This is a genomic window from Winogradskyella sp. R77965 (genome assembly GCF_044594915.1).
In the GTDB taxonomy this organism is placed as follows: domain Bacteria; phylum Bacteroidota; class Bacteroidia; order Flavobacteriales; family Flavobacteriaceae; genus Winogradskyella.
Map to the genome: position 1 here is coordinate 1,932,273 of NZ_CP138990.1, position 14,527 is coordinate 1,946,799.

The 14,527-nt window shown below is 32.9% G+C and carries 11 protein-coding genes; 1 reads left to right on the forward strand and 10 read right to left on the reverse strand.

From position 1 onward, the window contains the following. The 5 genes from SJY34_RS08650 to rsgA form a co-directional block, all read right to left on the reverse strand. Nucleotides 1–1,953, reverse strand: a complete 1,953-nt coding sequence (locus tag SJY34_RS08650; protein ID WP_400074764.1) for a hypothetical protein — start codon at nt 1,951–1,953, stop codon at nt 1–3. Between the two features lie 45 nt (nt 1,954–1,998). Further along, nucleotides 1,999–3,906 (reverse strand): DUF3857 domain-containing protein, encoded by a 1,908-nt coding sequence (locus tag SJY34_RS08655; RefSeq protein WP_400074766.1) that lies wholly within the window; start codon nt 3,904–3,906, stop codon nt 1,999–2,001. Nucleotides 3,907–4,027: 121 nt separating this feature from the next. After that, nucleotides 4,028–4,552 carry a metal-dependent hydrolase gene (locus SJY34_RS08660; RefSeq protein ID WP_400074768.1) on the reverse strand — a complete coding sequence of 175 codons (525 nt, stop codon included), beginning with the start codon at nt 4,550–4,552 and terminating at the stop codon, nt 4,028–4,030. Beyond that, a complete protein-coding gene (gene dtd / locus SJY34_RS08665) occupies nt 4,552–5,004 on the reverse strand; it encodes a D-aminoacyl-tRNA deacylase (RefSeq protein ID WP_400074770.1) in 453 nt (150 codons plus the stop codon). The genes SJY34_RS08660 and dtd overlap by 1 nt, the downstream gene beginning before the upstream one ends. Beyond that, complete coding sequence (rsgA, locus tag SJY34_RS08670) at nt 5,001–5,951, reverse strand: ribosome small subunit-dependent GTPase A (RefSeq protein ID WP_400074772.1); 951 nt, start codon at nt 5,949–5,951, stop codon at nt 5,001–5,003. Before rsgA ends, dtd begins: the two co-directional genes overlap by 4 nt. 79 nt (nt 5,952–6,030) lie before the next feature. On the opposite strand from rsgA, the gene SJY34_RS08675 reads away from it, so the two are divergent. Further along, nucleotides 6,031–6,519 carry a hypothetical protein gene (locus tag SJY34_RS08675; RefSeq protein WP_400074774.1) on the forward strand — a complete coding sequence of 163 codons (489 nt, stop codon included), beginning with the start codon at nt 6,031–6,033 and terminating at the stop codon, nt 6,517–6,519. A 79-nt stretch (nt 6,520–6,598) separates the two neighbouring features. On the opposite strand, the gene ccsA is transcribed toward SJY34_RS08675, so the two are convergent. From ccsA to SJY34_RS08700, 5 genes are all read right to left on the reverse strand, one after another. Continuing rightward, on the reverse strand, nt 6,599–9,742 hold the full coding sequence (ccsA, locus tag SJY34_RS08680) for a cytochrome c biogenesis protein CcsA (protein WP_400074775.1): 3,144 nt from the start codon (nt 9,740–9,742) through the stop codon (nt 6,599–6,601). An 80-nt stretch (nt 9,743–9,822) separates the two neighbouring features. Beyond that, a complete protein-coding gene (gene nrfA / locus SJY34_RS08685; protein WP_400074777.1) occupies nt 9,823–11,322 on the reverse strand; it encodes an ammonia-forming cytochrome c nitrite reductase in 1,500 nt (499 codons plus the stop codon). An 11-nt stretch (nt 11,323–11,333) separates the two neighbouring features. Next, nucleotides 11,334–11,933 carry a cytochrome c nitrite reductase small subunit gene (gene nrfH / locus SJY34_RS08690; RefSeq protein WP_400074779.1) on the reverse strand — a complete coding sequence of 200 codons (600 nt, stop codon included), beginning with the start codon at nt 11,931–11,933 and terminating at the stop codon, nt 11,334–11,336. Between the two features lie 46 nt (nt 11,934–11,979). After that, the gene (locus SJY34_RS08695; RefSeq protein WP_400074781.1) at nt 11,980–13,248 is read right to left on the reverse strand and encodes an alginate export family protein; all 1,269 of its coding nucleotides are present in this window, start codon (nt 13,246–13,248) and stop codon (nt 11,980–11,982) included. Between the two features lie 146 nt (nt 13,249–13,394). Further along, on the reverse strand, nt 13,395–14,477 hold the full coding sequence (locus SJY34_RS08700) for a chorismate mutase (protein ID WP_400074783.1): 1,083 nt from the start codon (nt 14,475–14,477) through the stop codon (nt 13,395–13,397). Nucleotides 14,478–14,527 lie beyond the last annotated feature (50 nt).

The following is a 14,527-nucleotide window of genomic DNA, read 5'->3' on the forward strand; positions in this document are numbered from 1 at the left end:
TTATGCTTTAGTAAGTATTACTTGTTCTCCTTGTTTCTCTACAATTTTACTAAAAAAAGCTTTAAAATTCTTGTAATCTTTTGCTAGGACCATAGGATTATTAATATCTAAATCTACTTTTAATTGTAAATACTTTCCGTTTTGCTTGATAATATACGAAAACTTTATACTCCCATCCATAAATACTAATGCTTCAGATGTTGGTAGAGACTCAATATTATATCCATCTGGTAACATAATATTTACAAGATATGAATCTATAAAAGGAATCACAAAATCGATTGGATATTGACGTTCTTCTAGTTTAAATGGATTTTCTTTTGTTGCCAAAAATAAAAGCGGAGAGAAATACAATTTATCACCGATTTCATCAACTCCATCAGATAGTTCGTACTCGTAGGCAATTTTAATAGGTTTCGTAATTTCTTTTCCGTTTTCAAAATTTAATTCGCTTATTTCTATATCACCTTTATCCTTCTCTAAAGATTTAATATGATCTTCTTGAGTCATAGTTGCGTATTTATCTCGGTAAGAATAAGCGACGTAATCCGTAAGCTGTTTTGACACTTTACCAGACAATGTAAAATCATCATGGATTTTTACATTGAGCATTGATTTTTCAACAGATTTTTTGCTAGGCATCATACTAAACCATTGCGATACATTTTTGTCTTCAATTAACCTTCCTTGCCAGTTCAGTACCCGTTGAGGCAATACATTATTAGCGCTATACTTTTCTGTTGCATCTATAAGTAAATATTCATTGCCTTTTTGGACACTACAAACTACATAATTAAACCCATCATGCGTTGGAAAAAGTGGAATTCCATTGTTTCTTGTACTAACTAAAATCGGGCTAGCATTAACACCTTGAGAACGCAGCATGGAAACAACCATTAAATTGATGTCAGCGACATTACCTTCTCCTACTTTATAGGCATTACGAATGCCATTTTGAGCATATTTTCCATAACGACCATTCCATTTTACTTTAGACTTTACTAAATTCTCGACTAAGGATGCTTTTTCAAAATCGTCTGTAACTCCCGCCAGCAGCGTTTCTAAATCGTCCTTATAAAAACTAAATTTATCTAGCTGCCCACCAAAATTAGAACTTTCGTAGATTGTTTTGGAGACTTCTTCCCAAGTGTTTGAAAATGATTTCTCTATTATTTTATCAGCATTCAAAACTGCTGAAAGTTCCAAAGCCATTTTACTCCTGTAATTATTTATATTTCCTGAATAAGCTTCTGCTCTTAATGCAGGTATATTTTGTTCATTGATATTGATAATGTTAACTTTATAATCAAACGGATTTGATATATTTTTTGATGTTTCATTTATTTTTGGCATATAACTGGCAGCATGATTAGGCTGCTTACTATAAATATAATATTCTGGCGTTGCTATTTTAACATCTAACTTATTAACCGGAATACTATATTGAAAAATTATATCGTCAATACTAATTCCAGGCGATTGAATTTTATACTTATATTCTATCACAGTGCCTTCCTTTACATTTGGTAATGTGAAAGAGGATATTTTTGTAAATTCATTATAGTCTTCTACAAACTTACCATCACTTTTTAATTTAACTTTTTCCATTTTACCATCTACAAGGTTGTATGAAACTCCTTTTAGCCCATTAAGAACTTCTTTATTTCCGCTACCTTGATATAGATATTCTTTCTTAGTTGCCCAATCAAAACCATCTTTATTGTAAATTTTAATACGCTCGTGCACTTCGCGTTGTTGCATAAACCCTTCTTGTGACGTATAAAAGAAACTTATACTTTCATTTCTATATAATATGGCCGCTGAGGCTGAAGAATCTTTTGGATGAAATTTTTCTTGTAGTTCCGCTTTTGATATTTTGCCAAAGTCGTAGTTTTGACTATTACTGATATTACAGCTTAAAACTAGGGTAATGATTAATAAAAAGTATTTCATGATGTAATGGTTATGATCGTATTCTATTAGTAAAAAAAAAGAGAATTACAAAGTCTTCGCTAAGACCACTTTGCTTTTATCGTGTTTTACAATTTGTTTTCTAAAGTTTCTAAAAGCCTTATAATCTTCTTTTTCGTAGTTTCCTTTATTAAGTATATAAGTTCTTACATATTTTAATTTATTCCCTTCGAGTTTTTCTATCTGAAATTTATAAATTCCGAATTTAGTTTTAAGTTCCTTAGATTCCGTCATAGCTTCCACTTCATAACCATCTGGCAGTTGAATTATAAATTCATCTATATCTTTAAAGGAGCGATTAATTGTAAATTCTAATTTACGTTCTATATAACGCGGAGGAATACTGGTCACTTTATTGAACATATTAGGTTGAAATATTAATCTACTTCCACTTTTAGAAGCATAATTAGCAGATGAGAGCTTTACATTTTCTTTGTAAACGATATTGTCTTTATCATTATCAATACTAATATTATCTATAGTAATATTGTTGATATAATCCCAATAGTCTTTGTAGTGTAGCTGCTGGTCTCTTTCCGTTTCGTTTTCAATTCCTTCATGAATACTATATTGATAACCTGTTGTAGTAATATCGACTTCTGCCACTATACTACCTGAATTATCCATTGCAATGTTAGCGATAGTCTTCTGAACACTGTCATCAGCTTCATAAATTTTAGTGTGTACAATTTCACCTCCATCTGGTTTTACCAATAACACATCCCTATCGTCTGTAAAACCTGCCGTAAACCCAAAAGGATTTGTTTGGCTTGTACACTCCAAAAATATATTTTCATCTGCATTAGGAACACAAAGAATCACATGATTTCCTTCTATTGAAGAAAACTTACTATCAATATTTCTTATACCTCTACCTCCATATACAACCGTATAATAAGACGGAACATCTACTGCCTCAAGTAATGCTTTTGTATAGTTAGTTAATCCTTTACAATCTGCATAACCCAATTTATCCACATCATTTGCCAACATTGGTTTCCAACCTCCTATACCAACCTGAATACTAATATATCTGGTCTTATCTTGCATATACTTGTAAATCAATTTAGCGCGTTCTATTTTGTCATCAACACCATCAGTAAGCTGTCGCACATGATTTTTAGTAGATTCTGGAATTTCGTCTGTACCAGTTAATAATTTATCATACATCCATTTACCGAAATCGCTCCAATTATTATTAGCGCCTTGTACATCAATCATCTTGAAGGTTTTTAGAGCAACTTTGTAGCGTGGAACAAAAGTTTTTAACTCTGGTGTATAGGCTTCATACTTAACACCGTGAATATTTTCTGCAACGAAATGATTTTCTGAAATCTCTTGAATGTTATAATTGTCGAAATTTTCTTTTTTTAACTTCAATTCAACTCCAGCTGTATTCAAAATTTCATATTCTGCATGTTGAACACTCACATAGTAATCATCAATGGGTTGCCAATTTGGAAAAAAAGCAGTGTTTTTATGAATAACTTCAGAGGTGTATTCTACTGTGTATGGATATTTTAGCGGAATGTACTTTAAATATTTTACGCGATTATCGTCGTATATTGAAATATCACTTACTGCACTTGCATCTATAAAGTCTCTTTCTTTTACCTTTTTTATTTCTTCACCAAAGTCATTGTAAATGTGTGCCTCTATGTCTTCAATTGTACTATTATCATCATAACCTTCAACTGCATTGATATGCCTATTCCCATATTCATTGAATACTGTTGTGATGCGTTTCTTAGTCACTTTTATCTTATCACTACTTAGAATTTCTACCGTTTTTTTCTCGTATCGTACAACGGCATTAGCTTTAGTCTTGAGTTCTAATGGCACGAGCAAAGCACTATAAGCATCTTCTGTCTGTGAATAGGTGATGAAAGAAATGAATACTAAAACAAGGGAAAGCGTTGATTTTAATTTAATCATTAAGCGTTATAATAAAGTTAGGAATCACAATATAAAAACTTAATTATCTTCTTAATATGATTTATATCATAAATTTCTTACGCCTAATACTTTTTCGATTATCTGCTATTTTATTAGATGATTAAAGTTTATAATTTGATTTTCTAGCTAAAAACGAAACTGCTAAAATTATAAAACAAGGTATTGCAATATATTTGAGCTCACTCACAATAACGTTTATTCCCCATTCTGAAAAGAATTTTGCTACACCAATTGGTGATACTTTAATTTCTCTAAAAGGGAAAAAATATCTTGAATTATCAAAAGGAATAAAAAAACCAACTCCTTTACCTCCCGATGTCATCGCATCTAAAAGACCATGAGACACTGTTGATAAAAACAATACTATCGCGAATACCAATTTTCTGCTTTTTCCTAAAAGAAAGGCTAATAGTACGCTCCACAAAACAGCAAATAGAATTGAATGTGTAAAACCTCTATGACCAAAAGGATGCATATAATCTATGCCAAACCAAAAGGCAAGCACATCCAAATCTGGTAAAATAGCCGATCCTATTGCCAACCACAGGAGCAACTTATTAGAGTTAGAATCAATAAGTTTTGTTGCTGTATATGCCACTAATCCATGACCAAATAGTGATGCCATTATTCCTTGTTCTTAGAATCTATGATTATTGTCACTGGACCGTCATTTATCAATTGTACTTTCATATCTGCACCAAATTCTCCAGTTTGTAATGGTTTACCAATAGTACTTTTAAGCGTTTTCTTGAAGTTTTCATACAAAGGAATTGCAACATCTGGTTTTGCTGCTTTAATATAACTTGGCCTATTGCCTTTTTTTGTACTAGCGTGAAGTGTGAATTGGCTCACCAAGATAACATCACCTTTTCCGTCTTTTAAAGAGGTATTCATCACACCTTCTTCATCAGGAAAAATACGAAGGTTAACAATTTTATTGCATAACCAATCAATATCTTCTTGTGTATCTTCATTTACAATACCAAGTAAAATGAGAAGTCCATTAGCAATTTCTGCTACTTTATTGCCCTCAATCGTAACACTAGCTTCAGAAACTCTCTGTATAACTACTTTCATTCGTTATCCCAATTATCAGTTCTATAATGCTCATCTTCTCCCTCTAAAATTTGAATGTAACTTCGGTATCGAGAATATGAAACCTCATCATTCTCAAGTGCATCCTTTACAGCACATTTAGGCTCCTTTAAATGCAGACAATTATTGAATTTACAATCTTGTTTTAAAGCAAAAAATTCCGGGAAGTAGTCACCAACCTCTTCTCTTTCCATATCCACGACTCCAAAACCTTTTATGCCTGGCGTATCAATAATTTTGGCATCAAAACTTAAATCGAACATCTCAGCAAAAGTGGTTGTATGCTGCCCTTGCATATGCTGCTCAGAAATGGCTTTTGTCTTTAGGTCTAAAGACGGCTCAATAGCATTTACCAATGTAGATTTACCAACTCCAGAATGACCTGCAAACATACTTACTTTACCGACCATTAAAGATTTTACCTTATCTATATTTTTTCCTGTTGTCGCAGATATATCAATACACTCATAACCAATGGCTCTATAAATACTTGACAAATATTTTACCTCAAATAAAGCCTCTTCGTTATAAGTATCAATCTTATTAAACAACAGAATTGTTTTTACAGAATATGCCTCAGCAGTCACTAAGAATCGATCTATAAAACTGGTAAATGTTGTTGGATTATCTATTGTTACTAATAAAAAAACTTGGTCTATGTTTGACGCAATAATATGTGTCTGTTTAGAAAGATTAACTGATTTTCTAACAATATAATTTTTACGTTCTTCTATTCTGTTAATGACACCTGTTTCGGTATTATTTTTAGTTTCTAACTCAAACTCCACGTTATCACCAACAGCAATAGGATTGGTACTTTTAATACCTTCTAACCTAAAGCGTCCTTTAATTCTACATTCATAGAATTTGCCGTTTAAAGTTTTTACAGTGTACCAACTGCCTGTAGATTTATATACTGTTCCTGTCATTAAAAATTTTACTATAGCAAAGAAACGATTTTAAACTAAAAAATCTTAATTTAGAAGCTTAATACTTAAAACACAAATCATGAAAAAAAATTTCTTATTTATCGCTGCAATTGCTGTAGGTCTAGTTTCATTTTCTTTTATCAATAAAGATAATTCTAATGAAGAAAAACCTGCTGCACAATTTGAATACAAAGTTGTAACTGTTGTAGAATCTATTGTACCAAATGGATTGGGTCGTTCACGTATGATATCTGTGAACGAAAAAAAGGACTATAAAGAATACACAACTGTAAGGTCTGGTGAAAAAGATAAAGACGAAAAAAATAAATCGAAGCGAGGTGAAATTAGAACTAAAGAGTATGAAGAAACTAAATTATTAAATTTTTATAATCTTGGTGGTATCCGTTTTCAAAACATAGCAGCTAACGATGCTATAATGACATCTAAAGTAAATGCTATGATTGCAGAAGGATGGGAGCTTTCATTTGTTAACACTGGTGTAGAAAGTTCTGGAGGAAAAGGTGATGGCCAAGGTATTTTCATTACGCGTTATACATTTAGAAGATAAATTTATCTCTTACATATTAATAAAGGCTCGCAAATTGCGAGCCTTTAATTTTTTCAGAAATATAACTACATCAAATATTTCAAATACTAACCTTTTTATATTTTCTTTTGCTAAAATAAGCCGCAATAGAAACTATAATGATAATAGCGATTAATACATAAATAAATTTCGGAATTGGTAAAGGGTCACCAGCCGCATAACTATGTAAACCCGACAAATAATAATTAACACCAAACGAGGTCATAATTATAGAGCCAAAAGCAAAAACACTTGCTACATTCAATACATATCGACTTTTTAAACTAGGTATTAATCTTAAATGCAATACAACGGCATAGATAATAACACTAATTAATGCCCAAGTTTCTTTTGGATCCCAAGCCCAATAGCGTCCCCAACTTTCGTTAGCCCAAATACCTCCTAAGAACGTACCAACTGCTAATACAAATAAACCTATTGTCATTGAAATTTCATTAATATAAGTGAGCTCTTTAATCTTAATATTTAAGATATCTTTATTCTTTTTTGTCCTAAAAATAAAAAGTAATAATGCCATAAAACCTAGAACGGCAGATAGAGCCAAAGGCGCGTAACTACTTACAATAGTTGCCACGTGTACTTTTAACCAAAATGATTTTAAAACAGGCATCAAATTCGTGATTTCTGGACTCAACCAATCTAAATAACTAACAAAAAGCAAAGCGCCCGCAAATAAAGTTGAAAGCGGTAATGCAAAATCAGATTTTCTGAATGTAAATAATCCGCACAACAATAAAACCCATGCTACAAATACCAACATTTCGTAACCATTACTCCAAGGTGCGTGCTGTGCCACATACCACCTTAAAATGATATTACCTGTAAAAACAATAAAGCTAATAAGTGTTAGCAATATCAATATATTCCAGAATATTTCTACGATCTTCTTTTTAGTAAAAATCTTAACTATAGAGAGTACTAAAAGCATCATGCCCAAAGTAAAAAACACTTGAAACAACCAAAAATTAAGATTTAATTGATTGTACCATAACTCGGCTTCAATACGTTTTTTGTTCGGAATAATATCTTTACCCAAAACATCTTGAAACGTTTTTATGTAAGATAGTTTTTCACTAGCATCTTCCCATTTTTTAAGACTTACATCACTATAATAATTTGGAATAATTTGCTGTGCAAATTGACCATCTTCTTCAGGAAAATCTTGAAAGTGATGCGTATGGCTATACCATGTATTGTTTTTATCGTTACTATTAGGAAATACCTTTAAATAATTACCTTCAAAGACATTAAACAAAATATTAAATCGTTCATCAACTTTGATAATTTCTTTATCAAATTCGCTACGTTCAGCAGGTTTTTTTTGATTAGCGTCCTCTACAGCTTCTGACAATATGTAAGCGCCTTTCTCATCCAAAAAGCCTTTAAAAGACACCAAACCATCTTCACTAATATTTAAGTTTTTAAAAAGGTCACCTCCTTTCTGTTGATCAACTTTTATAATAGGAATAAATTGCCAAACATTAGCAGAAGCTTGCATTGACAAAAATGCTTGATTAGCATTTAATTTTACACTCTCCCCATTTTTAGTAAATTTAAAATACGGCTTACGAGAAAGTTTTCTTAAAAATTCTGAAGCCAGCGTGTTTAATGGCTTTATACGACCATCTAAATCTTGCACCATTAGACGTCCAAACAATTCTGCATGTTGCTCATCAACAGCTTGTTGCTTAACAGTCTCTATAGTGATTTCTGGTACTTTAGGTACTTCATTTTGAGCAAAACTGATACTAGAAAACCCTAAAAATAAAAGTAGTACTGAAGCTTTTTTTAATTTCTTGAGTTTCTTATTTATTGCTGTAAATCGTGATGATTTTCCGAAAAGTGTAAAAAACATACCTATCATCATTAGATAATAACCTAAGTAAGTCACATTAGTACCTAATGCATCATGGTTAACAGCTAAAACAGTGCCTAACTCGTCCGTATCATAACTTGCTTGAAAAAAGCGATAGCCTTTATAATCTAAAACATTGTTCATAAAAATACGATAGGGCATTTCCGTATTATTGTCAAGAACTTTTACTTCACTCGCATAAGCAGATGGGCTTGTAGAACCAGGATAACGTTCTAATTGAAAATCATCTAACTGAATTGCAAATGGTACAATTACTGGCTCAGCACCATAAGATAATGAAACATTTATACCGTCTATTTCAACATCGTGCGTTGTTGGTAAAAAACCTTGTCTGTAAAGCAAAACCGCTTCTTTTTCGGTCTCATTTATTCTAACATTAACCACCAACGCATCATCTTTTAGTTCATCATTATCTTTTGGTTTTTCAGCCTCACTTGCTAAACCAATTGTTGCTTTAGGATGATACGACAAAGGCACAAAAGAGGCATCACCATCTCGATACAACGTGCGTAATTGTATACTTTGCAAACTATCTTTTTTGATGGTGCTAGCAGTTTCTGTTGCCATAACAAAAGCACTTAAATTTCTAGGTGAAAAAATATAAAATTTACCATCATTTTCAGTAATATTTATGACGTCTGGTTCATCAACATCAAAACCTACTTTGTGTTGATGTTGACCAATAGCTTCAACTTCTCCTTTTTCTAAAAACACAGATTCTCTTCCTTGCCCTGCAGAAACCACCATCTGAATCATAGGCTTTCCATTAGGTTGATCATCTTTAATCTGCGGTATGGCATCTGCAACAAATTCGTTATAAGAAACTGTTATTAGCTCACCTTCAAAATCGGTCGAAATTGAAAAATCGTTATTACTTAACGGTGAGAAATTGATTGGTTTTCTAACTGATTTACTTGTATTACCATTAGTAAGGTGAACGTGTAAATAATTGGCATCTGATATTACAACATTAGACGAGTTACCTTCTCTTATTCGCATAATACCTCCATATGATGCATAGCGTGTAATCCCAGCTCCTAGTAGAATAATTATAAAAGCTAAATGAAACATAAGTAATGCCCACTTATTGCGTTTCCAAAGTTTATATTTATAGATATTTGCTATAAAGCAGATACCTAATCCTATCATTACAAGTTCAAACCACCAAGCTTCATAGATGATTTTCCAAGCAGTAGCCGTACCGAAATCATTTTCGACAAAAGTAGCAACAGCCATTGCTACAGCAAATACAACTAAAAGTAAAACGGCTAGTTTTGACGATGCAAAAAACTTATATATTTTATTCATTTAATGGTCTATTTTACAATTTGGCTAAAAAAAATACCTCAGTAATGTTAAAGAGGTATTTTTCGTTGTTTGATTTAAATTTAGTTAGCAGATGTCACTGCTTTTTTAGTATCGTATTTTGCCTCGCGTGCTTTGGCCTCTTCTAACCATTTTGGTAATACGTTTTTCTTAAATTCTGCTTTTTCAGCTCTTAGTTTTTCCATATCTAGACCAATAAACTCTTGTGCTTTTTCTTTAGTCGAAATATCAGGCATATCGATAGGCTTATTATGACCTAAATCAGCTAACATACGTGCTAGTTTTAATCTAGCTTCCTGAGCTTTTACTAATCCACTACCAATTACTCTTGCTGTTTCAACAGGTGAATGAAATGAAGCTCCATGTGCTGCAGCAGAATAATCCCAACGCCACTGTGCATGTCGTATATCAGTTAAAATAGGCTTCATTTGTTCTTCCGTAGCACCAAGTTCCCAACACTTAGCAGCTTCTAGGTGTGCATTAACTAATAAATCTTCTAATTTTAAACGGTTCTCAGATGCTTTTTGCTGTCTCTCATACACATTTGCAATAAGCTTTTTAGACTCTTCTCTATGGCATACTTGGCAAGCATTAGACGTATTGTTTAGAGGTGATTGAATATGATGATCTGTAAATTTTTGTCCGCCTTCACTTTTGTAAGGCATATGGCAATCTGCACAAGACACACCTCTATCGGCATGTACACCTGTTGTAAACGTTTCATAACCTGGATGCTGTGCTTTTAACATTGGTGCTTTACTAATTTTGTGCGTCCAATCTTTAAATTCAATATTATCATAGTAAGCTTCCATAGCTTCTACTGTCATACCATCTTTCCATGGAAATTTTAGATATGGCACACCCTCTTTTCCTGGGATTTTTTTGTCAAAATAATACTCTACATGACATTGTGCACAAACCAAAGAGCGCATCTCATTATGCGTAGCTTTATTGATATCTTTTCCCATAGCATCAAAAGCTTCGACTAAAGCTGGTCTTGTGATACGTAATTTCATACTTTTTGGATCGTGACAATCTGCACAACCAATAGGATTTACTACTTCTGAAACTTTTCCAGCCCATTTGCCACTATAGAATTCAGCAACACCTATTTCATTCATCAATCTAGGTACATCAGGACTTTTACATGTCCAACAAGTAGATGGCATAGGACCATCCTCTTTAGTTGTTGGTCCACCGACTCGTAACGAATTATGAAGATCCTCAATAGCATAAGCATGTCCTCTGCCTTGGTTATAATCTTTTGAGAAACCATAACCTGCAAATAACACTACTAATCTTGGGTCTTCCTCTAGCACATCTTTCATAGCAGAGCCTCCTTGATAGGACGCAAATGTCGTATCTAAAGTTTGTAATGATGATTGATATTCCTTAGGAAAATTTTCTCCCCAAACTTCATTTCTTGGTTCATTTTCTGCAATATCAACTTTAGGCACAAACTGATATTTGGCTTCCGATTTTCTATTGATAATACTTGATGCTAACAAACCTAAAAGGAAAACGGCAATGATGGTTACTATAAATAGTACTTTGTTTTTCATAATTAAATGATTTATTCTTTATTAATTTCTTTTTCTAACCATAATGGAATCACAGTCTCATCCTCTTGATCAGTTGGTAAAGGTGCAATATTAGTTCTTGTTGTTAATATCCCATGAACTTTACCATGCGGAATTTGTTTATGACAACTCCAACATTGACGACCTGTTCTACTTTCATTATGTCCTTCTAGCCAACCTTCATATTTAACTTGCGTTACTTGTTGAACGTGGCAACGAATACAATTTTGCTGAACCACTTCTTGAGAAGCTTCTTTCATTTTAATAACATCTGGTTCTGCACGAGCTGTAAAGACAGAGGCATGGTAGAGTCCATCTTTAGCTTTAAAATAATATTTGTTAAATACATTATCGTGTGGCACATGACAATCGTTACAATTTGCCCATTCGCGGTGCGAGCTATGCATCCAACTGTTATAAACAGAAGTCATTACATGACAATTAACACATGCTTGAGGATCATCAGATAAATACGATGTAACCTTAGCTTCTTGTGCCATAAATAGACCTAAGCCAATTATAACAGCTGTAAAGAAAAGTGCAGTTTTTCGCCAATTTCCTTCTTTTGGTAATATGTTGAATTTGAAACCCAAGTCTTAATTAAATGTTAATAAAGTTACGTTTTTTTTAGAATCTATACTAATCGACTTTATTAGTGAATAACGTTGGTCTAATTGTTAGTTGCATCCAAGCCCAATTATTAGTATTATCGCTTGGTCTTCCCCCTTTAATAAGACTCATACTATCTGAAGCAAACATATGAGAATAACCTATATTAAGTTTTACATTTTTTATTAGGTTCTGGGTATATACCAAATCTAATTCTGTACCCAAGTAACTATTTTCGTCTCCACTAAAACTCGCATTTGCACCGAAATAATGAACTTTGGCTAAGAATGTAGACTTTTCTCCGGTTTTAAAAACAGCTTTAGCATAAAGGTCATTTAAACCCACATTATTGGCATGATTTCCTACATAGAAGTAGTCCATGAATCCATTGAACTTATGATTAGTTCCGTAAAGTGGGAAAAAGGATTTATTTTTTGAATCTCCATCTTGATCTGTTCCGCTTAACATTTCAAACCCTATTCCAAATAATGTTTTAGCAGGTTTGTAGTTAGCTTCTAGTGCGAGGTTATAAGCACTAAGATCTGTTGATCCATCAGATTTACCTAATTGATAGTATGCGGAACCCATGAGCTTTACATTATCTACAGGAAATTTAAAATGAGAGCCAACCGTATGTCTATAGAATACACCATCAGGTTCATTATTATTTATACCAGAAAAATCTTGAAATCCCGTATTCAGAATTAAAAAACTAGCTGAGGACTTTTCCCAACTCTTTTTAAGGTAAGCATATTGCATGGCTTTATAGGTAAATGCTCCTTGTATAAAAAAGCCATTACCTTCCCTTTGTTGTGATTCTTGACTAAAGGCAAAGCCTATATCGGCTTTAAAACTACCTTTATTATAGCGCAATAAAGCCGCATCATGAAAACGTCCTTGCATGGCCCAATCTAATCCACCAAAAATACGTTGATCATCATAGGAAATGACTTGTCGACCTAATTTTGTAGACCAATTTTCGCTAATCTTATAATCTATCCATGCCTGAAACAATGAAAAGGAATTATTACTATCAGTGGGATCTATTTGTCGCGTGTCTCCCCAAGTACTCACATCTTGAACGCTCATCATAATTGTGAGCTTATCCATTTGATAATTAAAATTTAACCGCGAACGCTGCACTACGAAAGCTGCTGGCTCTGCATCATCAGGAAATAGATTGTTAAATCCATGACGATATTCAAAACGTGGTCTAATATCTGCATCAACTTTAAACTGAGCAAAAGTGCTACAAAAAGAAAACAACAATACAACTAAAGATATTTTTTTGAAAGACATAACTATTGGTTTTTAGTACAGCCAAAATTAATCTTTAATTTATTTTAAAAATGTGACAATTGTCATAGAACAAGTTGTCTTTTTACATCAGTAAAAGTTTAATAAAAAAGGCTCGCAATTTGCGAGCCTTTTTTATTCTATTAATCTTAATGATTAATTATTTTCTCTTGATGATTAATAGATTCTTGATGAATCGCCTTAAACATTTTTAGAATAAACTCTTCACTGAGACCTCTTTCGTCACCTTCTAATACCATTTTACCTAAAATCTCGTTCCAACGTTTGCTCTGCAAAACTGCCACGTTCTTTTGCTTTTTTAGTGTACCAATTCCATCAGCAACTTTCATACGTTTTCCTAACAAATCAATAATCTGATTATCAACGACATCGATCTGAGCTCTTAAATTATTCAGTTCAGAATTATATGCTGCTTCAGGATCTGTTTCTTTTCTAATCTTTAAATCTTGCATAATCTGAACTAAGGTTTTTGGTGTCACTTGTTGCGCTGCATCACTCCATGCATTATCAGGATCGAAATGTGTTTCTATCATTAAGCCATCAAAATTAAGATCTAATGCCGTTTGAGATACATCAAAAATCATATCTCTCTTTCCTGTAATATGAGATGGATCGTTAATTAACGGTATATCTGGAAACTTATTTTGAAACTCAATAGCTAATTGCCATTCTGGTATGTTTCTATATTTAGACTTTTCATAAGTAGAAAACCCTCTGTGTATTGCACCTAAGTTTTTAATTCCGGCTGTATGTAGTCTTTCAATACCACCTAACCATAGGGCCAAGTCTGGATTTACAGGATTCTTAACCAATACGATTTTATCTGTTCCTTCTAAAGCATCTGCAATGTCTTGCATAATAAAAGGGCTAACGGTAGATCGTGCTCCAATCCACAATAAATCCACATCGTGTTCTAAAGCCAATTCAACATGATTTCTATTGGCAACTTCTGTAGCTGTTTTTAAACCTGTTTCTTCTTTAACTTTTTGCAGCCATTTTAAACCTAAAGCTCCAACTCCTTCAAAGTTTCCTGGACGTGTTCTTGGTTTCCAAATACCAGCTCGGTAATAATTAACGTCTGTATCTTTTAGCTCGTGAGCTATTTTTAATACTTGTTCTTCTGTTTCTGCGCTACATGGTCCTGCAATTACTAAAGGATGATCTAGTTTCATATCATCTAACCATGTTCTCATTTCTTTTTTATTCTCCATTTTTGCTTATTAATCTTTTCTAAGTTTTTAATTCGTTTGTATAAGTAGGT

Bases quoted from the DNA above. Each gene is read 5' to 3' on its own strand.
- SJY34_RS08655 (WP_400074766.1), bottom strand. From the start codon at position 3,906: ATGATTAAATTAAAATCAACGCTTTCCCTTGTTTTAGTATTCATTTCT.
- SJY34_RS08650 (WP_400074764.1), bottom strand. From the start codon at position 1,953: ATGAAATACTTTTTATTAATCATTACCCTAGTTTTAAGCTGTAATATC.
- SJY34_RS08695 (WP_400074781.1), bottom strand. From the start codon at position 13,248: ATGTCTTTCAAAAAAATATCTTTAGTTGTATTGTTGTTTTCTTTTTGT.
- ccsA (WP_400074775.1), bottom strand. From the start codon at position 9,742: ATGAATAAAATATATAAGTTTTTTGCATCGTCAAAACTAGCCGTTTTA.
- dtd (WP_400074770.1), bottom strand. From the start codon at position 5,004: ATGAAAGTAGTTATACAGAGAGTTTCTGAAGCTAGTGTTACGATTGAG.
- SJY34_RS08675 (WP_400074774.1), top strand. From the start codon at position 6,031: ATGAAAAAAAATTTCTTATTTATCGCTGCAATTGCTGTAGGTCTAGTT.
- SJY34_RS08660 (WP_400074768.1), bottom strand. From the start codon at position 4,552: ATGGCATCACTATTTGGTCATGGATTAGTGGCATATACAGCAACAAAA.
- nrfA (WP_400074777.1), bottom strand. From the start codon at position 11,322: ATGAAAAACAAAGTACTATTTATAGTAACCATCATTGCCGTTTTCCTT.
- rsgA (WP_400074772.1), bottom strand. From the start codon at position 5,951: ATGACAGGAACAGTATATAAATCTACAGGCAGTTGGTACACTGTAAAA.
- SJY34_RS08700 (WP_400074783.1), bottom strand. From the start codon at position 14,477: ATGGAGAATAAAAAAGAAATGAGAACATGGTTAGATGATATGAAACTA.